The organism is Humibacillus xanthopallidus (genome assembly GCF_006717145.1).
GTDB classification, from domain to species: Bacteria; Actinomycetota; Actinomycetes; order Actinomycetales; family Dermatophilaceae; genus Humibacillus; species Humibacillus xanthopallidus.
The window spans coordinates 891,780-913,161 of record NZ_VFQF01000002.1; the positions used below are offsets into that span (position 1 = coordinate 891,780).

The 21,382-nt window shown below is 68.6% G+C and carries 16 protein-coding genes and 2 pseudogenes; 5 read left to right on the plus strand and 13 right to left on the minus strand.

What is annotated here, in order from left to right; translation table 11 throughout:
* Positions 1 to 11 precede the first annotated feature (11 nt).
* On the minus strand, positions 12 to 380 hold the full coding sequence (locus FHX52_RS24765) for a trypco2 family protein (RefSeq protein ID WP_221630614.1): 369 nt from the start codon (positions 378 to 380) through the stop codon (positions 12 to 14).
* Positions 381 to 988: 608 nt separating this feature from the next.
* On the opposite strand from FHX52_RS24765, the gene FHX52_RS14845 reads away from it, so the two are divergent.
* Positions 989 to 2,187, plus strand: a protein-coding gene (locus FHX52_RS14845; RefSeq protein ID WP_425460112.1) for an IS3 family transposase whose coding sequence is annotated in 2 segments (ribosomal slippage) — positions 989 to 1,241 and positions 1,241 to 2,187 — 1,200 coding nt in all. Because the reading frame shifts where the segments join, the coding sequence is not laid out codon by codon here.
* Positions 2,188 to 3,015: 828 nt separating this feature from the next.
* Here FHX52_RS14845 and FHX52_RS14850 read toward each other — a convergent pair.
* From FHX52_RS14850 to FHX52_RS24810, 11 genes and pseudogenes are all read right to left on the minus strand, one after another.
* Positions 3,016 to 3,858, minus strand: coding sequence for a tyrosine-type recombinase/integrase (locus tag FHX52_RS14850; RefSeq protein ID WP_246069981.1), 843 nt, complete (start codon positions 3,856 to 3,858; stop codon positions 3,016 to 3,018).
* 167 nt (positions 3,859 to 4,025) lie between these two features.
* Positions 4,026 to 4,142 (minus strand): annotated as a pseudogene (locus tag FHX52_RS24805) (hypothetical protein); the annotation flags it as partial.
* Positions 4,139 to 4,351: a helix-turn-helix domain-containing protein gene (locus FHX52_RS14855; protein ID WP_221630615.1), complete on the minus strand. Its 213-nt coding sequence runs from the start codon at positions 4,349 to 4,351 to the stop codon at positions 4,139 to 4,141. The pseudogene FHX52_RS24805 and the gene FHX52_RS14855, both read right to left, overlap by 4 nt.
* Before the next feature lie 69 nt (positions 4,352 to 4,420).
* On the minus strand, positions 4,421 to 5,827 hold the full coding sequence (locus FHX52_RS14860) for a MerR family transcriptional regulator (RefSeq protein WP_141823110.1): 1,407 nt from the start codon (positions 5,825 to 5,827) through the stop codon (positions 4,421 to 4,423).
* Positions 5,824 to 6,342 carry a hypothetical protein gene (locus FHX52_RS14865; protein ID WP_141823111.1) on the minus strand — a complete coding sequence of 173 codons (519 nt, stop codon included), beginning with the start codon at positions 6,340 to 6,342 and terminating at the stop codon, positions 5,824 to 5,826. The genes FHX52_RS14860 and FHX52_RS14865 overlap by 4 nt, the downstream gene beginning before the upstream one ends.
* Positions 6,343 to 6,373: 31 nt before the next feature.
* Positions 6,374 to 7,873, minus strand: coding sequence for a CHC2 zinc finger domain-containing protein (locus tag FHX52_RS14870; protein WP_185747302.1), 1,500 nt, complete (start codon positions 7,871 to 7,873; stop codon positions 6,374 to 6,376).
* The gene (locus tag FHX52_RS23915) at positions 7,870 to 8,574 is read right to left on the minus strand and encodes a mitochondrial porin family protein (RefSeq protein WP_185747303.1); all 705 of its coding nucleotides are present in this window, start codon (positions 8,572 to 8,574) and stop codon (positions 7,870 to 7,872) included. The genes FHX52_RS14870 and FHX52_RS23915 overlap by 4 nt, the downstream gene beginning before the upstream one ends.
* Positions 8,575 to 8,706: 132 nt before the next feature.
* Positions 8,707 to 9,159, minus strand: coding sequence for a hypothetical protein (locus FHX52_RS14875; protein WP_141823113.1), 453 nt, complete (start codon positions 9,157 to 9,159; stop codon positions 8,707 to 8,709).
* Positions 9,156 to 9,650, minus strand: coding sequence for an HNH endonuclease signature motif containing protein (locus FHX52_RS14880; RefSeq protein ID WP_141823114.1), 495 nt, complete (start codon positions 9,648 to 9,650; stop codon positions 9,156 to 9,158). The genes FHX52_RS14875 and FHX52_RS14880 overlap by 4 nt, the downstream gene beginning before the upstream one ends.
* Positions 9,640 to 10,929 (minus strand): type IV secretory system conjugative DNA transfer family protein, encoded by a 1,290-nt coding sequence (locus tag FHX52_RS14885; RefSeq protein WP_246069982.1) that lies wholly within the window; start codon positions 10,927 to 10,929, stop codon positions 9,640 to 9,642. The genes FHX52_RS14880 and FHX52_RS14885 overlap by 11 nt, the downstream gene beginning before the upstream one ends.
* Before the next feature lie 743 nt (positions 10,930 to 11,672).
* Positions 11,673 to 12,991: pseudogene (locus FHX52_RS24810) on the minus strand (IS110 family RNA-guided transposase).
* Positions 12,992 to 14,109: 1,118 nt separating this feature from the next.
* Between FHX52_RS24810 and FHX52_RS14895 the strand changes: the two are divergent.
* The 4 genes from FHX52_RS14895 to FHX52_RS14910 all read left to right on the plus strand — a co-directional run bounded on the left by FHX52_RS14895 (position 14,110) and on the right by FHX52_RS14910 (position 19,954).
* On the plus strand, positions 14,110 to 15,225 hold the full coding sequence (locus FHX52_RS14895) for a hypothetical protein (protein WP_141823116.1): 1,116 nt from the start codon (positions 14,110 to 14,112) through the stop codon (positions 15,223 to 15,225).
* 1,303 nt (positions 15,226 to 16,528) lie between these two features.
* A complete protein-coding gene (locus tag FHX52_RS14900; RefSeq protein ID WP_141823117.1) occupies positions 16,529 to 17,329 on the plus strand; it encodes a response regulator transcription factor in 801 nt (266 codons plus the stop codon).
* A 582-nt stretch (positions 17,330 to 17,911) separates the two neighbouring features.
* Positions 17,912 to 18,391, plus strand: coding sequence for a pyridoxamine 5'-phosphate oxidase family protein (locus FHX52_RS14905; protein WP_185747304.1), 480 nt, complete (start codon positions 17,912 to 17,914; stop codon positions 18,389 to 18,391).
* 474 nt (positions 18,392 to 18,865) lie between these two features.
* Entirely contained in the window at positions 18,866 to 19,954 is a 1,089-nt protein-coding gene (locus FHX52_RS14910; RefSeq protein ID WP_185747305.1) for an NAD(P)/FAD-dependent oxidoreductase, read from the plus strand.
* A 752-nt stretch (positions 19,955 to 20,706) separates the two neighbouring features.
* Here the strand turns inward: FHX52_RS14910 and FHX52_RS14915 are convergent.
* Positions 20,707 to 20,973 (minus strand): hypothetical protein, encoded by a 267-nt coding sequence (locus FHX52_RS14915; protein ID WP_141823120.1) that lies wholly within the window; start codon positions 20,971 to 20,973, stop codon positions 20,707 to 20,709.
* Between the last annotated feature and the right edge of the window lie 409 nt (positions 20,974 to 21,382).

The window sequence follows — 21,382 nt, forward strand, 5'->3', positions numbered from 1 at the left end:
GCCGTCGAGATCTAAGTGGTCGCGCCGGGTTCGCGCGTTTCTTCATCGCGGGCTCTCGACGACACATCGAAACCCGTCGACGACGTTCCGGCAGGGGTCCTCGTATCGATCCTCGGCCGAAGCTTTAGAGTCAATTGTTGTGTAGCCTCTTTGCTCCCAGCCACTTTCCCACTCGCTTCAGCTCCTCCCTCTGCTAGAACCCAGAACTTCGCCTTGCCAGCAACTTTCGCGGTCGCTTCCGTCTCTCGAACGTGGCGAACCTCCAGTTGAATAGTCACTTCGTCGACGCCTAACTTCAGACCGCTCTCATCCGAGTTTTCCGAGGCGACCAACTCTGCTCGCAGGTCCGACAGAAATTCCCCGAGGCTTATATCGGTCAAGGCTTCCTCCTAGTTGTCGAGTCGAGTTGTCCACAGGCTAGCTGACTGTCGCCCCTTCATCGCGGCCAAGCGAGCGACACGTTTGAGTCCCCAAGAGCCGCCCCGGCTGGAGTTGGCCCCCTGCCCGGTATCCGTCGGTCATGTGGCAGTTGGAGCATGCCGGAGGCGAGCATCGTCAGCTGTCTCACGAGGCTCTCCTCTCCACGCCCACCGAAGTCCTAGGCTTTGGTGGACCGCCACTCGTCGGCGGCGCCCAAGATCAACCGCCAGTTTCCAGTGGTTTGCGCCGATGCTCTGTTCGAGCCTGGCCCTCCAGCGTTCGAACTTGTGATCCTCGCCACACTCGGGTACTTGCGGACGAGCATGTTGAGCATCGGCTGACTCGGGTCGACACCGGCATACCGATCAGGTGTGGTCAGACCCAGGCCCAACACGCGACCCGTCCCGCAACCGACATCGAGGACGGACGTCGGGTAATCGCCCATGAACGGAGCGACCAGCTCCATGAGCGCCTGAGCCTCGGCATCCTCGATCGGGTGTGAGGTTGACCCCGTTGGGTGGACATCCTGAACCAGTCCGGCGTGAGCCGGGCAGGAGAGGATGCCTTCATGGGTGCCAAGAGGAAGAGCTACACCCCGAAGTACCGTCAGGACGCCGCGCATCTGGTCATCGACACCGGACGGCCCATCGCGCAGGTGGCCCGCGACATCGGCGTCGGGGAACAGCTGCTGGGCCGGTGGGTCGCGATCGAACGCTCGAGGATGGAGGACCCGCCCGACGCGTTGGACATCAACGAGCGAGCCGAGCTGGACCGGTTGCGTCGTGAGGTGGCCGAGCTGCGGATGGATCGGGAGTTCCTGAAAAAAGCAGCGGCCTTCTTCGCCACGGAGAACTCGAACCCGAGCGGGCGTTCGAGTTGATCGACGCGCAGAAGGCCACCTTCCCCATCGCCAGGATGGCGCAGCTGCTCGGGGTGTCGCGGTCCGGGTACTACGCGTGGGCGCAGCGGCGGGCCACCGGGCCGGGGCCGCGCGAGGTGCGCCGGCGGGAGCTGGTCAGCAAGATCGAGGCGGCGCACGAAGCCTCGGACGGGGTCAACGGCGCCCCGCGGATCACCGCCGACCTGCGTGAGGCCGGTGAGGTCATCTCGGTCAAGACGACCGCGAAACTGATGCGTCAGAACGGGATCCGCGGGATCAGTCCTCGCCCATGGCGGCCGGTGACCACGATCGTGGACCCGAACCCGCACACCATCCCTGACCTGGTCGGGCGCCGGTTCGACCAGGGCGTCCTGAACACGGTGTGGACCAGCGACATCACCTACCTGGCGACCGGGCAGGGGTGGCTGTACCTGTGCGCCGTGCGCGACGGCTGTTCCCGACGTGTCCTCGGCTACGCGTTCAGCGACAGCCTGCACACCGACGTCGTCGAGGACGCGCTACGCCGCGCGGTCGCCTTCCGCGCACCGGGCACCGGCGCCACCGCGGGCGTGATCTTCCACGCCGACCGCGGCTGCCAGTACACCTCGGCCCAGCTCGCCCGGGTCGCCGGCGACCTCGAGGTGAGGCTGTCGGTCGGTCGGACCGGGGTCTGTTACGACAACGCCCAGCAGGAGAGCTTCTGGTCCACGCTCAAGACCGAGTTCTACACGCGCCACGAGTTCGCCACCCACGCCGAGGCGATCCACGCCGTGTCCTCGTGGATCGAGACCGTCTACAACCGTCGCCGACGCCACTCCACGCTCGGCCAGATCAGCCCGGTAACGTTCGAACACCGGATCACCACGGCGGCCGCAGAAGCCGCTTAACCGATGTCCACGAAACGGGGTCAACCCCAGGTGGCGCTCGTCGTAGCGGGTCGCGATCTCGTCGTACGGGGTGCGGATGCCCGAGACCGTCGAGGGCGCATTCTGAACCCCGTAAAGCCGCTCGGAGGTAGCCCGGTTGACCAGGCTGGTGTCGCTCAGGTCCCTGTCCATGGTCCACCACTTCAGCCGCCCGTCCGAGCTGGTCAGGTAAGAGCTCGTCATGCTGTAGAACTTCGCGGGCTGGCCGAACGTGTGAATCACGTGCGCCGCCCGGACGTAGTCCTCACGGGTCATCCCCGCGGTGCGGTTGAGCACCACGTAGCTGTGCGGCGCGGTCGCCGCGTACGTGCTGGCAAACGTCCATTCCACAGTCGCCGCAAGCGTCAGCACCAGGCGAGGTCGTCTCGGTCCGTCATCGGTAACTCCATCTCCTTGCGGGTGAGACCAGCCTGCATCCCACCTCAGACAGCACCGTGTCCGTCGCTGCGCGAGTGCTAAGGCTTCTCCGTTGACGCTCCCTGAGCACGACGGACACGACTGCGCCAAACATCGAGAGAGCACCCCAGCCCCACCCGCTGACCAAAGAGTCACCCGCAACTTCCTAATGCCCGACTTCGAGTTCAGCCAAGATCGTGGGGTCCTGGGGTGGATGGATTCTCTCGCCCACACGGTGCCTGGCAGGGCGTTGTTGCCCGGTGCGTGCCATGCCGTCACGGAGGGTTTGGTCACGGAGCGCAGGCGTATTGCCTTTGCGCGACCCTCGACGTCGGCTGTGCCCTTGATAGCCTGCGGGCAACACGGCTGACGGGTTGCCCTGCCGAAGAGCCTTCACCGCTCTGGCAGCTTGACCGCAGTTCCTTCCTTGGCGATCGCGGACAGGGCCGCCGCGATCTCTGCGTCGCGGCCTTCGACTGCGTGCATGTAGCGCAGCGCGGCGGCCGTGGAGGAGTGCCCGAGCCGCCGCTTGAGGTCGGCGAGGGATGCACCTGTCGCCGCGGCGAGGGTCTGGCCGGTGTGGCGTAGGTCGTGGAAGGACAGGTCGATGCCGACTTCCCTGCGGGCGCGAACGAACGCTTGATAGAGCGCGTTGCCGCTCATCCGACTTCCATCGGCCCCAACGAAGAACAGCTCCTCCCCAGACCACTGCTCGGCATGCTCCCGGACCAACGGGATGACATGCGGAGGGATGGCGACGGTTCGGATCCCCGCGGCGCTCTTAGGCGGTTTCTCGAACCGGCGGCGTGCCTCGAGCAGCTCGACGTAGGTCTTGTCGACGCGCACCGTTGCGTTGTCGAGGTCGACGTCGGTGACCCGGAGGGCGCAGATCTCGCCACGCCGCAGGCCGCACCATGAGGCGAAGGCGATGGCCGCGCGATAGCGAGGTGTGATGGCGTCGATAAGGGCCGCGACCTCCACCGGTGACGCGACCGGGCGCTCCTTGGGGCGGTCGGTGCCGGCGCGAGGGATCTGGCAAGGGTTCTTGGTGATGGCCTCGTCCAGCACGGCCATATTGAGGACCGATCGGAGGAACCGGTAGGACTGCGAGATGGACGTCCGGCCTCCGTCCCCGCCAGCGCTCGTGCGTGCCAGGCGCGCACAATCCCGGTAGAGATCGATGCGACTGGCATGTCGAGCAGCGGGATGAGGTGAAGGCGCATGTTGCGGCGGCACGTCTCGGCCCACCGTTCGCCGACGTTCGGGTTCTCGGTGAGGTAGGCCTCCGCGTAGTCCCGAAAGGTGCGCCGACCGAGCTGTGCTGGGCTGTCCCGCCACTCCTCGCGGTCCATGCTGTCGTGGACTCGGACCAGCCACCGCTCGGCTGCTGCCTTGGTGGGGAACGTGCTTGGCGCTGTCTGGCGCTGGCCGGTCGGTCCGATGAAGGATGCCTGGAACTTACCGGACGGCAGCCGGCGCACGGACCCGAACCGACGGTCGACCTCCTTCCGGGGTGTCATCCGGACACGACCTTGCCGCCGGCCCAGCGGATGCTGATCGGCTCGACGGTGCCGTCGGCGACGAAGCTCTCGAGCGCGGAGACGGGGATCCGGACGTGGCGGCCGACGCGGACGAACCTGATCCGTCGCTCGGAGATCAAGCGGCGCGGGAATCGCGTCGTGGTTCCGAGGAGCTCTGCGGCTTCCTCGACCGAGATGAGTCGTTCCACGATCGGCTCCTTTCCGTGTCCGTTGTTTGGCCTACCGGGTCCGGCGGGTCATCATTGGGGCGCTGCCCGTCACAGCAGCGGCCCTGCCACCAGCTCGTCCTGTACGAAGCGCGAGCTCGGGGAGCGCGTGATCTCGCGGAGGGATCGGGCCAGCTGCTCGGTCTTGATCTCGGCGGCGGTCATCGTCGCCACGAGGGTTGGCGCGTCAAAGTTGGTGATGGGGACGTGCCGGCCGGTGGTGCGGGCGTGGAGTCGGTCCTCGGCCCGTGCGAGGGTCCGGGCGGGCGCGAAGAGCAGTTCGGAGCGCAGGAGTTGCCGCGTCGCCTGGGTGGCCCGCAGGGTGAGGGCGGTGAGGTCCTTGGTGGCGTCAGCGAGGGTCGCCAGGGCCTGGTCGCGGTCGAGCGGCCCGGGGGATGTGTCGTGGCCGCTGACGATGCCGCCGAGCGCCTGGTGGAGCGTGCTTGCGGCGTCGACGTACTCGGGGGAGGGCGGCATACCGGTGGTTGCGGACCCCCAGACGGTGCCGGCGCGGGTGAGCGCTAGCGCGGTGTCCCGGAGTGCCTCGCGGAAGGATGCGACGTCGAGTGCCGCTCCGGAGCCGAGGGGTTCGCGTGCCAGCAGGGTGTCGAGTGCGGCGAGCAGGTGGGTGCCCTGGTTGGTGACGTTCCGGATGACGTCGACGCTGGGCACGGTGAGGGCAAGATCGGTGCCGGCGGCCCGAGCCCACGTGTGGAGCGCTTGCGCGAGCTGGTCGCCGGGTTCCCTCCTCAGCCACGACGACGGCGATGCCGCGAGGTGCGGGATCGGGACGTCGACGGCGACGCCGGCGAGTCGCGTGAGGGCGCGCGTGGCGAACCTGGCGATCTGCAGCGGCCGGTCGGCCTGGTCTGGTTCGCAGTGCCCAAGCGTGTGGCGGGCAATGTCAAGGGTGAGCGCAATGACGGGCCACGCGAGGGCCGTCGCTGACGTGCTGTCCAGGAGTGCCCGGTCCGGGCGGTCGCGGTCGACAGCGAGCAGGTCGGTCAGGGCGCCGAGGGTGCACGCGATGCGGGCGAGGGGGTGCGGGTCCTCGCCTCTGGCGGGGTGCACGTCGCTGCGCAGGTGCAAGGCCTCGCGCGGGATCTGCCATCCGGTGCCGGTCCGGATCGCGGGGAGCTCGCCGGCGGCGATCTCACGCCGGATCGCGCGGGCCGGTCGTCCGGTGAGCCGGGCAGCCTCGACGGCCGAGTAGTGAGGCTCGTCGGCGGCCGGGGTCAGCGGGGTGGGGTAGTCCCTGAGGATGGCATGCAGTCGCAGCGCGCCCGGGTCGGCGCGGGTGGGGCGGGGGTACGTCGGGGTGAGCTGGGTCAGGTAGCGGTAGACGGTCTGGTCGAAGGACTCCCAGCGGCGCGCGTCGACAGGGTCGCTGCTGTGCTGGAGCTCGGCGGTGAGGTTTGCTGCACGGTCGAGCAGGGCGGCGGCTGTGGCGGCGGTCACCGGGGCCGCCTCCGTTCGTTGGTGCCCAACGCGGCGGGTTCGTCGTCAGGCGGGGGATCGGCGAGAGCCGTGACGTGTCGGCACAGGTCGTCGACGTGCGCGAGACAGTGCGCGAGGTTGACCGGAGCGTCCTGGGCTCGTATGTCGCGGAGCGCCGCAGCGGAGAACCCCAGATGCCGCAGCACGACCGCCCCGGCATCGGTGGCCCGGTCGGCCACGTCGTCACGTGTCCGCCATGACCCGAGGCGGAGTGCCGCAGCCGGCGACGCACCCGACGTCGAGCGATTCGACGCCGCTCGGTCGGAGGCGGGCGGCATTGGGGGAGTGGGCGGTTCGGGCACGATCGCCACCTGCGCCGCGACGAGCCGGATGTGCCCGGCGAGGGCGGTCCACGGGCTGAACGGGTCGTCGTCTCCTGCGGCGTCGGCGTGCGCTGCGGCTCGGTGGAGTTCGGTCGCTGCGACCTCGAGGTGTAGACGGCTCGGGGCGGGCGTGGTGCTCGGGGGTGGGGTCATGGTTCGGGTGCTCCTTCGCGGTCGAGGTGGGTCACAGCAGGGGGGTGATGGCGGAGGTGGGCGCCGGTGGGGTCGGCTCACGGGTCGGGGATACGGGGTGGAGGTCCGGTAGCTCGCGGGTGACGGCGCGCGTGAACGCGTTGCCGGGGTTGCATCCGTGACTGGTCATCTCGGCGGCCGCCTGGGCGATGAGGGTGGCGCGCATGCCGGGGCCGAGACGCCTGGCGAGCGGGGTGATCGCGGTAGCGACGTCGCGGATCGGGTCGGGCGAGCGGTCCAGCGCGAGCCGGACGAGGTCGCGTCCCGGCAGCACGGACCGGGGTGGCAGGCGAGGGTCGTCGTGCGGGTCGAGGTGGTCGTCGAGGGTGAGGTGGACCTCGGACAGGAACGCGTCGAGCCCGGAGGGTCCGTGTTCGCCGATCCAGTCGGCGGGGTCTCGTTCGTCGGGGAGCAGTAGGAGGAGGGCGGGCCTTCCTCGGTCGAGGCTGAGGGCGGTGAGCCACCGGAGCGTGCCGTCGCGTCCCGCATCGTCGGCGTCCAGGGCGAGGAGCGGCGGGTTCAGCGACAGGGCAAGGACCTGCTCGGCCTGCGCCGCCGAGACGGTGACCCCCAGAGCCGCGCAGGGCGCGATCCGTTCGCCGATACCAGCGGTTGCGGTGGCCGCGGCGAGCGCGAGGGCGTCGAGGGCGCCTTCGACGACGACAGCCCTGCCCTCGGCAGCGAGTGGTTGGGTTGTCGGCCGGTACAGGATCTGGGACTTGTCGAAGGTCGGGGTGCGGGTCGGGTTGCGGTACTTGGGGGTGGCGGGGCGTCCGCTGATGTCGCGTCCGATGAAGCCGTCGATCTCGCCGCGCTCGTTGGTGACCGGGACGACGAGGCGGGAACGGAGAGTGTCGACCAGGTTCCCGGCGCGGGTGCGTTGGGCGAGGTCCATCACGAGCAGCTCGTCGTCGGTGACCCCGTCCGCGGACAGCCGGTCGGTCAGGTGGGTCCAGTCGCTGCCGTCGTAGCCCGCGGACGGGCGCCCTTGCTGCTGGTCCAGCGCGACGAGGTCGATGCCGCGGTGGTGGCGCAGGTAGTAGCTGGCGAACCCTCCTTGCACCGGCCCGGTCATGTGCTGCCAGGCGAGGGCGTTGATCTCGTGGGCCCGCGCGACGGTGACGGCTGGTTGAGCCGGGGGATCGGTGTCGCGGACGATCCGCAGTCGGGGCCGCCCGTCGGCCGCGGTCTTGGCTCGCTCGGCGGTGGGGAGGGTGCCGGACTCGAGCAGGGCGACGGCGTCCCGGAAGGGCAGGTTGTGGAAGCGGCCGACGAAGTCGATGACGTCGCCGGTGGCGCCGCAACCGAAGCAGTGGAACCGGTCCGGTACCCCGTCGACCGAGAGCGACGGGGTCGAGTCGTCGTGGAACGGGCAGCACCCGATCCAGCCGTGTCCGCTCGGGCGCAGGTCGACCCCGGACGCGGTGACAGCATCGACGAGGGGGTGCCGGGCCCGGATCGCGGCGACGTCGACACGGCCCTCGCTGGTCACAGCTCGGCCCTCACCGGTGCCGCTGCGCGATGGTCCGGGGCGGGTCGCCCGGCGGCGTCGTTCACGAGCTGGGCGAAGCGGCGCGGCTCGAGATGCCGGTTGCCCGAACGCCCGTCGGCCTCGAGGGCGGCGAACGCTCGGGTGACTGCGGAGTGGTCGGCGGACTCGGCCAGCACGGCGTACTCGTCCCAGGTCGGGTCGTGCACGTACAGCAGCCCGGTGTCTGCGCCGTCGGTGATGCGCAGGGAGACTCGCTGGTCGCTGCGGGGACCCCACGTGTGGCCGTAGTCGTGGTCGATGTTGGGCGCGCTACCGAAGCGGGCGGCGAACGCGCGGGGACCGACCCATGCCAGCACGGTCTCGGCGGCGTCGGCGTCGGGTCCGTCCGTGCCGAGGCCGTATGCCGCTGAGTGCAGGCACGTGACGTCGGTGACCTTCGCGTCGAGCGCGGCCGTGACCCGGTTGGTGATGGTGAACGGGTCCTGCCCGAGCTCACGGGCAAGCAGCAGACCGGTGGCGTGCGCGTAGGCGTTGCGTTGCCCGAGCCGGTACCAGTAGTCGACCTCGTCGGCCGCCTCGACGTTGATGGCAGCGTTCCGGGCCAGGGCGAGCAGGTCTGTCGCGAGCCGCTGCGTGCGGTCCGGGTCGGCGGTTCGCGGTTCGGTGGCCGACTGTTCGAGGGGTGCGGGGACGGCGGACATGAGCGTGACCTTCCTGCGCGGGCGATTCTCGCGGTCTGTCTGTGTCCACGCCCGGCCGGGGTCACCATCAGTCGCTACACCGGCTACCAGGGGGCCGAAATCCCTGCGCCGCAGCAGAATTGGCTACTCCGGTCAGAAGCTGCATTGTGGCGCAACCGAATCGATGTCGCCCGGGTTCGCGGTGGCCCAGGGTGGAACCGCCTGGTTGCGGTGCTCGTGGATAGTGCACTGGGTGCGGGCACCGGTCTCTGCGAGCAGGAGCTGGGCGTCGCGCAGGGCTCGGAGCCAGTCCATCGCGGCGGTGGGTGGGGCGGTGTCGGCGTAGGAGGCCCGCTCGTGGTCGCGCAGCGCGGAGAGGATCTCGACCATGGCGGGGTGCCTGGCCCAGCACGGTGGCAGGGTGCGCGGTTCGAGGCCGAACCGGGTGACGAGTAGGCGCACCCAGTCCCGGAGCTCGCTCATCCGGGATGCGGACTCCGTCGCTGTGAGGGAGGGCCAGTGGATCGGGCCACGGAGCTGCCCGAAGGTCCGGTCGAAGGGGTCGACGCCGAAGTCAAGCGGCTCGTCGTTCGCTGCGGCGGTCATCGCCGAATGTCCCGGGACTCCTGGCTGCTGGTGCGCGTCGCGGTGTTCTCGACGTTCACGACAGGGGCCGAGTCGGAGTTGCCGGGCTGGTTCGCGGCGCGGGAGCGGAGCACGGCGATGATCCCGGCGCTCGCGGCGGCCCGCCCAAGCCGGCGCCAGGAGGGGGACGTGTCGAAGATGGCGTGCAGCTGCCGGTGGTGCCTGGCGCAGAGCGGGACCAGGTCCTCGGGCTCCTCCCGGCCGAGTCGCATGTAGGTGAGGTGGTGCAGGTGCCCGGTCTTGAGGGTCCAGCGGGACCCGCAGGCCGCGCACACCGGTGGGGTCCCAGCGGCGGTCAGCCACGCGGCATACCACTGCTGTCGCTTGGCCTTCCACGTCCTCGAAGCGAGGTAGGCGTCGTAGGCGGCGGCGCGGGCGCCACGCCTCCGGTGCAGCTCAGGCGCCGCAGGCTCGGCATAACGGGCTGGAACATGTGCGGAGTCATTGTTCATGCGCGCTGGCATCGCGGATCACCTCCTCGAGCGCGGCGCGGTTGCTGCGGAGCCGTTTCGCGTCGGGCCGGTCGAGCCAGGGCTGCATCGTCAGCACGATCGGGCGGGCTGAGCGCAGCAGCAGGACCGAGGTCCCGAACGGCAGGGTGCGCAGCCGGGCCGGCTCGAGGACCGGGACCTCGGTGGGGGAGGTGGAGGTGGAGCGTCGCCCGTCGGCGCCGACACTGAGGCTGGTGACGCTCCGTTGCCGGGTGCCGAGCAGTTTGGACAGGTCGTCCAGGTCGCGGGCGTTGGAGCCGCCGCCGAGGATGACCTTGACGATCGCGGCGTCCCAGATCGCGGAGGCGGCGTGCTCGCCCCAGACCGCCCGGGCTTGGGCGAGGGACTGCAGCACGACGGTGGTGGAGATGCCGGAGCCGCCGCCGTCGGACATCAGCGAGACCAGCGACGGCAGGGGGTAGTTCGCGGCCTCGTCGAGGATCATCGACAGCGGCGGGTCGAGCCGGGCTGCGGGGGAGGCGGCGGCGTGCCGGCGGGCGACCTCGAGGACGTCCTCGAGAAACGCACCAACCAGGCTGGCCGTTGCGGCGGCCCCGGTGGAGGTGCCGAGCAGGTAGATGGTGCCGTTGCGGCGCAGGAAGTCTGCTGGGTCGAAGTGTGCACCCTCGGCCGGGGAGACGGCGTCCAGGACGCGGGGATCGGCCAGCGCAGCGAACGCGATGGACACCATCGCCCAGACCGAGTCCCGTTGCCGGGGGTCGGCGTTGACCAGGGAGTCCAAACCTTGGTGCCATGACATCGCCGCGTCGGGGTGGGTGCTGAGGATCGTGACCGCCTCCCCGGCGTGGACCGCGGACAGCGACCACCGGTACAGGTCGGTGGAGGTGCACCCGCCGAGTGCGGCGGCGTGCAGCAGGGCGCGGACGGCCTGCTCCGCGGAGGCCTGCCAGAAGTTCGCGTCGGTGGTGCCGGTGGCGGCGCCCGCGGTCATTGCCTTGGCGCGGACCATCGCGACGTGCGGGTCCTCGCAGCCGCGGATGGGGGACCAGCGGGCCGTGGACGGCACCCCGGGGGCCAGACCCTGCGGGTCGAACACGGCTACGGGGCCCTGGGCTTGGCGGGCGGTCAGGGTCGCGGTGAGGTTGTCGGTGCGGGTGCTCGTCGTGATCACCGCGCCCGGCGCGTCCAGGATCGCGGGGATCACCAGGTGCAGGCCCTTGCCCGAGCGCGGCGGCCCCAGCACGACGACGGAGTCCTCCACGGTCGCGAAGCAGTCCACGCCCCGGCTCCGGCCGAGCAGATGCCCCAGATCGACTGCACGAGGCCGATCCAGCGAGGGACGCAGACTTGTTGCGCGTCGGAGGAGACGGCGGCGCCCCGCCGCCCTCGCCGCCTCCGACCTGGACGCGACGCCGTCTGCCATGAGGGGCTGGTTCCGAGCTATCGACTCGGAACTGCCCCACTGCCGCCGGATCGCCCATACCAGCGAGGCCGTGGCCGACGCGGCGAGGAAGGTGATCAGCCAGTACAGCGGGGCAGGGCCCACGGGAGACCGCCACGCGACCCCGGGATCCAGCGGTGAGGCGAACGCGAGCAGCGGGGCGGATACCGAGAACGCCGGAGCCCCGTGGCCGCTCAACAGGGCCGACAGAGCGGCCGCTGCCCAGAGCACCAACGTGGCCCCGACCGTGCACGCCACAATGACGAGTGCGTCAGGACGGTTCGGTCCGGCAGCGGGGGGAGCGTTCCTCTGCATGACACGCCAACGGAAGTTCTCGGGGCAGCACCGGTTGTTTACTGTCGGCAGCCAGGCAATGACCCGAGAGCCAGTGCCTCACGCGCGCTGACGCGGGGAAGGCTGAACTCACGAAGGGCCCACCCATTCAGCGGGCGGCGGCCTTGGACTCCGCATTCTCAGAGGGGCGGCACGAGTACACGGTCGTCACGACCTCCGCAGACTGCGACGAGCACCCACGCCGTGGCCGCCACCGCTCCCAACATGACACCGTGGATGCGCATCACCTAGCCCCCGAGGGCACGTCCTTCCGGCTCCCCTTTGTTGCCAGGGGTGGCGGAGGCGGTCTTCGGTCGGGAGGTCTTCCGTGTACTCGGAGCCAGATGTAGCGTCGTTTTCGCGGGTCCGGGAAGTGGCTGATCCGAAGTGTCGATATGCGGGGGCAGGTCGACCGCGCTGGATTCTTGAGTCGCCCCGCAGTGCCCTCCCGGGCCCGTTCCAGCCGTGTGACCGGCGTCCGCTGCGGCTGCCAGGTGCGCGCGTTCCGCGTCGGCGACGAGCTGGCGATAGAGCGGGCCGGAGATCCTGCGCTTGAGGCAGCGCAGCGCCTCGAGTTTGGTCTTGCCGTCGGCGAGCTTGCGCCGGTAGTGCGCGCGGCCGTCGGTGTCGAGGCGGATCTGGCTGATCGCGGCGATGTAGATCATGTGGTTCATCCGGCGGTTCCCCGCCCGGGACAGACGGTGCCGGTTCTGCTCACTGGAGGAGGCGTCCAACGGTGCGGTGCCGGTCCACGAGGCGAACCGGTTCCGGTCGGGGAACCGGGCGATGTCGCCGACATCGGCGAGGGTGCGAGCGGCGACGACGGGTCCGACACCGCGCAGGTCCATCAGCCGGGAGCCTCTCGCCTTGACCAGGACCTTGAGCTCGGCGGTGGCCTTCTTCATCTTCGGCTCGACCGCGACCATGTCGGCGAGTTCGTCGGCGGCGAGCCGGCGGCGGGTCTTGCCGGCGATGTCACGGGGGCGCACGGAGGCGAGAATCGCCTTGGCCTGCAAGGCGGTCAGGTCCTTCTTCCCCGTGCCCGGTACCAGCTCGGCGAGCAGCCGGTGGAGCCGGTGGCCACCGGGTGTCGCGGTTCGTCAAGCACGATCATGACGCCTCGATTGACGGTCTGGACCCGCAGCCGGGTCAGTTCCTCGCGGCGGTCGGACAGCATCCGCAACGCCTCAAGCTCCCCGTCGACCTGCAGGACCCGCAGCCCTTCCGTTCGGACGGCGACGACCGCGATGGAATGCGCATCGAGCGCGTCGGTCTTGCGGTTGTGGCCGGTGTCGAAGAGCCGGACCCGGGCGGCGAGCTTCGCGGGGACGTCCACGACGTGCTCGCCGGCCTCGAGGAGCCGCTGCGCCAGTGGGCGCCCCGCGCCGTTGCTGCCTTCGACCGCCTAGACCCGCTCCGACCACGAGTTCACGTACGCGCGCATCGCGGTGTACCCGGCATGGTCGGTGCGCAACCTCCCCGACCCGAGCAGCTTCTCGTGTCGGTCGACGACCTCGATCGTGGCCGACAGCTTGTGCGGATCGACCCCGATGATCACCTTCGTCATGGCCTTCCTCTTGCACTTCCTCGAACCGGATAGGGACGGCGAGGTGGGCAGTGCTGCTACGAGCTGGGCAGACCCCTTTCGAGCCACGCCTCGTCACGGTGCCCGACGGACTGCAGACCGGAAGAGAGCCACACCCCAAACGGGGTCGGCAGCCGCGAGAAGAGCCTCCCGCCGGACACCTGGACCGAGTCTGGCCAGACACCGATCCTGACGGCAATCGTCTAGCAGCCCACAAAGACGCGGCCTCCGGAGTTGGCTGACGTCAGCGGCGAGAACGGAATCGGATACCAGGTCTCATTCCGAAGACCTTCCGGGACAGAGCCGGCGCGTGTCTACCGCCGTTCGGGTGCCAGTAGCGCCACAGCCACTCGAGAGGGGACGATGTCGTTTGGGGCCACCGGACGTCCAAGACGTGCACCGTCCGCTGAAGTCTGCCACCCACGATTCGTTCTGGAAGATCGTCCGCGCCAGGACGGTGGTGCTGATGACCCGGAGCCAGGCGACAGGGACATCCAGATCCGCAGCAAGGTCGACGCCCAGGACCGCGCGGCGATGCCGGGGTTCTAAGAGCTGGTGCCCGAGCGCGGCCTAGCGCTGGCTGCATAGATAGTCGTCGTCCTCCCTGGGCAAGGCCGCGCCGATGTCGAGGTCGTGCCGGGGAACCCGAATGCTCGCCGGCGGCTGGTAGCCGTTGACGCCGTCGGGGAGGCTGCACAGACCCGCCCTACGCGTCTCAGGAGGCGGGTTGCACCGCGCACCTCGCCTCCCCAGCGGCCTCACCGGGATCGGTGTACGCGAAAGCACGTATTGATGGGTCTTCACCATGGGGCGACTCTGGCTGGACAGCACCTACGTGGACGGAGAGGAGGTGTGCGCCATGCTCCGAATCCTCAAGCGCCTCGCTCGCTTGGTCAGGTACCCCTGATCTCTCTGTTTAGGGACTTACCTGTTTGAGGTATGGGCGGCAGGCAAACCAGCCGTTGGCCCTATTCACCAGCACGTCAGCTCGCGTTCGGGAGGGCGGGGGCGTCTGTCAGGCACCCTCGCTTTCCCGATCGCGGGGCGCCTGGGTGCGCCTTAACGAGAGAGAGATCGCAGTGGTGACCTTGCATCCTGACGTGACGTGGCGAGCCAGCAAGCGCGGGCTCGTGCTGGCCTCACCGTCGAGCGGCACGGTGCTGTTCGAACACCCCCGCTCCGCCGCGCTGGTCGACCTGCTCGTGGACGACCCCACACCGGAAGAGCTGCGCCGAAAGCTGGGGCCACCCTTGCAGGATGACCTTGTCGAGATGCTAGTGCGTGCGGAGATCCTCACCGAGGACCACGCGAACGGAACGGCTGTCAGGCAACCTTCCTCAGTGCACGTCACGGCTTCCGGCATCACGTTCCCTGGGATCGCGATGCCTGCGAGATGGTTGGACAGCGTGGCTGTTCCTCCGCTGACGTCCTGGACCGGACGCCTGACCTCGGCGATGCTCCTTGCGGGCGGTGCTGTCGCCTTGGTCGCGGGGCGACCGAGTTTGCCCGCGTACAGCGGTCAGCCAGCCTTGGAAGCCGGTCTGATGTTGCTCATCCTGCTGTTGATGAACGTGGGCCACGAACTCGCCCACGCCACCGCGCTGGTCCACTTCGGCCGCAAGCCCACCAGAGCGGGCTTCGGCTTCTACTGGGGCGCGCTCTCGTTCTACGTCGACTCGACACCTGCTTTGACCCTGGCGCGAAGGCAGCGGCTGATCCAAGCGCTGGCTGGGCTCGGCGTCGATGCCGTGGCGCTGGCGGTGTGCGCCATCGGCGCGCAGCTGTCTCCCTCGCCCTTGCTGGCCAGCGTGCTGTGGCGCGTCGCCGCATTGGGGCTGGTCGGGTGGCTCCTCAACGCTGCCCCGATCCTGGACGTCGACGGCCACTGGGCCCTGGCGGACTGGCTTGACGAGCCAGACCTCGCCCCGAGGGCCCGGCGCTCCTGCGCGGTCGTTCTGCGTGGAGGCCGCCCTGAGGAGCGGTGGCTCGCAGCGTACGGGGCGTGTTCGCTGGTCGCCGGCGTGCTCATGATCGCCGCGGCCGCGTACGTTTTCTGGACTTCGACCGGTCCACTCGTGGTCGCGCTGTTCAAGGGGACGCCGGTCGAGATCGCCCTCGGTCTCTACCTTGTGGTGCCCCTGGCCCTGGGTCTGGTGGCCAGCAGCTTGGGGATGCTCATCGACTTGGCCGTGGCCCCCGAGAGGACGCGCCTCTAAGCGCGCCAAGCCGGAGGCTCCCATCAGGCGACCCTGTTGCGGAAACGGAAGGGCCCATCATGTGTGTGGGCAGCCACAGAATCTGCCGAAGAGCTGTGTACATGGCGTTGGTGTACGACGACACCAGTCAGCGTGTCTCTGCAGGCATGGTGCGGTGGTCACCACCTGAACCTTCGAGTGAACCTACTTCGGGGCGTCGCGTCGACGCCAGTTGTAACGTCACTGTCGCGGGTCCGGGAAGTGGCTGATCCGAAGTGTCGATGTGCGGGGGCAGCTCGATCGCGCTGGATACTTGGGTCGGCCCGCGGTGCTCTCCCGGGCCCGTTGCAGCCGTTCGACCGGCGTCGGCTGCGGGCGCTAGTTGCGCTCGCTCGGCGTCGGTGACGAGCTGGCGGTAGAGCGCGTCGGAGATCTTGCGCTTGAGGCAGCGAGCGCTTCGAGCTTCGTCCGGCCGGCGGGGACTTGCGCCCGGTAGTAGGCCCGGCCGGGTGTATGGAGGCGGATCTGGCCGATCGCGGCGAGTGGATCATGTGGTTCATTCGACGGTTGCCTGCCGGGGACAGCCGGTTTCCGGTCGGCAAACCTAGCGATGTCACCGACATCGGCTAGCGTCCGGGCCGCGACGACGGTCCGACACCGCGCAGCTCCATCAACCGCGAGCCTGTCGCCTTGACACTTGACCAGAACCTTGAGCTCCGTGTTGGCTTCGTCATCTTCGCCTCGACCGCGACCGGGTCCCCCAGCTCCTCGGCGGCGAGCCGGCAGCGGGTCTTGCCCGGCGATGCCGGAGGCCGCACGGAGGCGTGGATCGCTTTGGCCCGTAACGCGGTCAGGTCCTTTCTTCGACGTGCCGCACATCAGCACGGACCAGCTCGGCCAGCAGCCGGTGGAGCCGGTTGAAGGTCTGGACCCGCAGCCGGGTCAGCTCCTCCCGCGCGGTCCGACAGCATCCGGGGCGCCTAGAGTTCGCCGTCCGTCGACCTGCAGGACCCACAGCCGCGGGCGAGCGTGACCAATATTGTGGTTAGGAGTGGCCGGCACGGTGATGAGGAGGGGGCGATTGGCTAATGCACTTCACGATTGAAACAAGGTCGCGGGGCCAGCGGCAGCGCGAGGGAATCTGCGGCCGGCCCTTGGTGTCATCGCTTCAACCCTGGGCTCCGAGCGCTGAACGGCCAATAGTCAGCCTCCTTGCGCGGGGCGTTGTCTCCAGTATTGGAACTCAGGTGCCGCTGAGTGACCGCGTGGAGCCCGGCGCGGAGACCGGCCCACCAGCTCGAAAGTCCAGGATTGCGAGGTTCGCATGAATCCGCAGGGCCTTCACTCAGCGCAGTTCGATTCGAGAGATCCGTACAGCCTTGAAGAAATGCTCAATCGGAGAGCGGTTCTCAACGCGACGTTGAAGATGCTGTCCCTTGTTATCCGATGTGACACCGTCTCCTGGAACTACGTGGACGCGGTCAGCGGTGCGGTCATCATCGAGGGCATCCCGGCCGAGCTTTTTGACAACCAGACGGCCCTGTGGCCGTTGGTACTGGAGGTGGGCGACCACCCCATGGTGTTGAGTTACCTGGAGAACCCACTCGATGTCACCCCCAGGCGGATGAGTGACGTCGTATCCGGGCCGAACCTGGCGAAGACGAGAGCCTACTCCGAAATACTGCACCCGACCGGCAGCCAATTTCAGATGACCGTGCTAGCGGGGAGAACCTCACCCAGCGGAGGACGCATCTATACCCTTACTCGGGAGGACAGCGACTTCACCGACGAGGAACTGCGTGTTCTCGCGGGCATGCAGCCGCTCTTGGTAGCACTTGATCCCTTGATCTCGCAGATCAACCCCTCTGTGACTGCTGAGACCGCGGTTCGGGCTCGAACGGGCGACCAGCGGGGCGAGGCTGCGCTTGAACTCCACCTAAGCGAGCGAGAACTCCAAGTTCTCGCCTTGGTCTCGAAGGGACTCACGGCCGGGGCGTGCGCGCGATCGTTGAGCATTTCCGAGAAGACCGTTCGAAAACACCTCGAGAATTGCTATAACAAGCTGGGCTGTCATGACCGGCTTGGAGCCGTGGCCCGCGCCAAGGAGTTGGGGCTCTTACGGTGAGCGTTAGGATGGGGGGGCAGAAAATCCAACTGACCCATCAGGCGATCATGTTTGACATTCGCCATACCCGGTGATGCACCGCAATACCGAAGGGCCGCGACTGCCCGTCGCCGCGCGTTCGGAACCGCTTCGACCCGTCACCTGATACGGCGGCGTTCCTGCCCCGCACGACGTCCGGTTGGCCCGCGGCCTCTAACGAAGCCTTGCGTCACTCCGCCGCCAGACGGGCCACGCCGCTAGCCGTGCCGGCCGAGGCGCCTCAGTCTGGAATCGAGAAGCATCGCTCAGGACCTGCCAATACTGTTTGTCTCGGCCAAAGTAGCCATCGAGGCCATGCCTCGCCCAATCGATGAGGAAGGCCGATGAGTCCCACGGTCCGTCGTCCGGTGTTCCTGGTGCCCGAGCGTCAGGCTGCCACGGCGATTCACGCGGCGCTGCTGGGCGCTGCATACCGACGCCGTGCTTCTGTGGCGATCCCATGGGGCGATACCGAGACACCGAATTGCGCTAGAGAGGGGACCGCACTCAATGTCAAGTAGTCGCCGAGAACCGCCTGAGGCGCCGTCCATCGACCATCTGGTCGTGGCCGACTGGCTGGGCCAGCTGCAGGATGCGTCTTTCGACCGGGCCGGACCGGCGGTGCGCAAGGCCTATCCGCCGCAGCGGCGGATGACCGGCCAGCAACTTGCCTCGTACCTGCTGCGCCGCACCTACGCGCTGGCGTCCTCAACTCGGCCGGACGGCCGGGCCCACGCAGCCCCGACTCTGTTCTCCGCGTACGCGGAGGCGTTCTGGCTCCCCACGGTCAAAGACGCCGCCCGGATCGCCCACGTCCGGGCCCACCCCTGGCTGGCGCTGTCCATCCTCGAGGGTGAACACGACACACACGCCGCCGTGCTCATCGAAGGCCCAGCCGAAGTGCTGACAACCGTGCCGGAGGACCTCCGGCACATCACCGAGCTACGAAACCGCGGCGGCACCATTGCCTGGGCCGCCTACTGGCTGAGGATCACCCCCCAGCGGCTGTTCAGCTTCGCCGAACACGCCTGGCAGGAAGGGTGATTCATTCGTGAGCGGTCCCGGTGACACGCCGGGTGCCGTCAGTCTTCTCTGAACGGCGGACCTGGGTCAAGCCGCCCTCCAGCGAGCCAGGACAGCGGATTAGTAGCCGCTGACCCCGCCGCTGCCGTCTCCGCTACCGCCGTAGACGATCACGACAACGACAAGCACGACAGCGACTGCAACGAGTACTGCGATTGCCCATCGCTTGGTCAGCAACCTGACCCACCCCTCCTATCGGGCGCCAACCTCTCAGGGTCGGCCCGTAGATCACGACCCACTGCGCCGGTGCACGGTTCAACCGAGGGCCATCACATCGCCCGCCCGACCTCAGAGCGGGGCTGTCTGGAGGGCCCGTGAACGCCGAGGAAGCTGTGCGTCACTTCACCGCAGCCGGCGCGAGTGCGGACGGCCGGGTGGGGACGTGCAGGCGGCAACCCATGCGTGTCGGGTAGCCGGTCGTGCTTCACTGTGCCTGTGCACGATGACGCGGCCCCCGACTGGGACGTGGTGGTGGTCGGTGGCCGGGTGGCCGGCGCGCTCACTGCGGCACGGCTCGCCGGCCAGGGCCTGAACATTCTGGTCTTGGACTCGGTCGAGATCACCTCGGGCACGATCTCGACGCACTTCTTCCGAGGTGACGGGTTGGTGCGAAGCCTGGCCGAGCTAGGCCTTCTGGACGCGGTGCTCGCAACCGGTGCACCGCCGCTACGGGCGCAGCGGTTCTACGCCGATGGCGCCGCCCGGGCCCCGCGTGAGGCCGCCCAGGAGCCCGGGGACGCTGGATACTGTCTCTCGGTTCGGCGAGCCGCGCTCGACCCGCTCCTGGCCCGATGCGTCGCCGGGATGCCGGGCGTCACATGGCACGGACGTCGTCGGGTCGTCGACCTCATCTGGCAGGGGGATGCCGTTGTCGGCGTACGGGACGTGACAGGGGCCGAGCACCGCGCACCGCTTGTCGTCGGAGCCGACGGTCGCCGCTCCACCGTCGCCCGGATCGTAGGTTCGCCCGTCGAGCAGTACAGCGACGGCGCGCGGTTCATGGGATACCTCTATGTCAGCGGGTGGGACTTTCCCGCGGGCGAGCCTGAGGCGGAGTTCTCCGTCCGCGGCAATGAGATCGCGTACGTCTTCCCCAGCGACGGTGGGACGGCGTGCGTCGCGGCGTCGGTAGCAGCCGGCCGGGCCCCATCCCCGGGGGACGACGGCGAGCGGTGGCTGCGCCAGCGACTTCGACACCATCCGGCCTTCGGGCCGCGAGCCGAGAGGGCTCGGGTCGTGGGACGACTCGTTCGCGCTCCTGCCACCCCCGACTACATTCGGCAGGGCGCCGGGCTCGGGTGGGCCCTGGTCGGAGACGCCGGCGCGCACCAGGACCCGTGGAGCGGCTTCGGGATGGACACCGCAGCCCGCCAAGCCGACGCTCTCGCCGCCGCCATCGCGGTCCACGGCCCCGGTACGGCGGCCATGGCCGAGACCTACCAAGCCGCGCGCGACAGGGTCACCCTGGAGCGGTGGACGTTCACGGTCAAGACCTCCGGCGACCTCTCGGTTCTCCTCAGCTGACAGACGCGTCATTTCACCGCGAGACGACCACTTGACGGCTGCTCCATCTCCCTCCGTGGCCCAGTCGCTGCGAGACTCGCCGGACCCAGTCGGATCATCAGCTCGTCACCAGATCGGGCGCAGCCGGGGATGTGCTAATCCGAACTTGTCCGGCGGAGCGTGGGGCAGGATCTCGTCACGGCCACTGCAAACCGTGCGGCCGCGGCGCATCGGCCGGGACGCAGAATACCGGACTGTTCGGGTTCGTACGTCTCGCACCTGGGACCGCTCCGTTTCCACGTAAGAAGTCAGTCAGGAGACGCCATGACGGATTGCAACTTCAAGGACGAATGAGTACAAGGAGTGGCGGCAACTCCATGTGGCCCACTCTCGGGAGTGGGAGACGGAGCCTGGCCACGTACGACCAGAGACTTTCATGTTCGCGGCAACCGACACCCAAGCAGGTCGGACAGGTTCGGTCATCTTGACGACTGCTGAAGCCATCGCGCTTCGCGACTGGTTGACCGAGCACATCAACGAGTCAGCGGTGCACCTGGGATCTTCCAGCTGAGCCCCCTTGTCAGCGCGCCGTCCATTGGTCTCCGTCGGCCTGCGAGAGTCCGCGCCACTCCGCCGCCTGATGGCTCACAGTGGGGAGTCCCAGGTAGAGGACGTGCGCACTCGCATGGGCCGCTGGTTGTCCAAGTCCACAACGCCAGCACGAGCAAGCAGGGCGGCTATGTAGTTTGCTGTCTGACGAGCAACGTGCCGCTTCAGGTACGAATCCAGCGTCCCCGGATTGCCTCGCGCACGTCGCGGTTGGCGCCTACCGGCACCCACGTTCCGCCCGGGAGGAAACCGGGGATTCCCTCCAGGCAAGCCCAGGAGAAGAACGTGGGCGTGCGTTTGGCGCCGAACAACAGAGTCAGTCCGCGCGAGTCGAGTCTCTCCAGGGTGAACCGCGCTTGGCCTGCCGGGGTCTGCAACTCAACACCTTCCTCGACCGACGAACGAATAGCGCGCTCAACGGGACCTGCCATGCGGTCATGATGTGCCCGGCCCGTGGGCTGGATCAAGAGCCGGCCGCAGCCGCCTCTCCGGCCATCCCGGACGCTGCGTCGCTTCGCCGCATAGGCCCCTGGCAGCAGATCTGCGGGCGGTCGCTCTGCGGCCACACTTAGTGTCCAGGGCAACTTGGTTTGCGACCTGCAAGGCTTCAAGCACGAACGTTCATCACAAATCCGTGCGGCAAGGTCACCCCACCCGGATGGAGACCATACGTGCAATCTGCTGTGCCTGTTGACCCACAAGGGGCACGCGAGGATCATCGAGTCCATGGGGGACGACAGAGTCGCCGGCGAGGGCAAGGGGCCAGAGGGACCTGTCTGGCAATGCCCGATGTGTAAGGCGAAAGCTACTTCGTCCAGGGCGCCGTTCTGCGACGACGAT

Bases quoted from the DNA above. Each gene is read 5' to 3' on its own strand.
- FHX52_RS14875 (WP_141823113.1), bottom strand. From the start codon at position 9,159: ATGACCGCCGCAGCGAACGACGAGCCGCTTGACTTCGGCGTCGACCCC.
- FHX52_RS23915 (WP_185747303.1), bottom strand. From the start codon at position 8,574: ATGTCCGCCGTCCCCGCACCCCTCGAACAGTCGGCCACCGAACCGCGA.
- FHX52_RS14880 (WP_141823114.1), bottom strand. From the start codon at position 9,650: ATGAACAATGACTCCGCACATGTTCCAGCCCGTTATGCCGAGCCTGCG.
- FHX52_RS14865 (WP_141823111.1), bottom strand. From the start codon at position 6,342: ATGACCCCACCCCCGAGCACCACGCCCGCCCCGAGCCGTCTACACCTC.
- FHX52_RS14900 (WP_141823117.1), top strand. From the start codon at position 16,529: ATGAATCCGCAGGGCCTTCACTCAGCGCAGTTCGATTCGAGAGATCCG.
- FHX52_RS14915 (WP_141823120.1), bottom strand. From the start codon at position 20,973: ATGGCAGGTCCCGTTGAGCGCGCTATTCGTTCGTCGGTCGAGGAAGGT.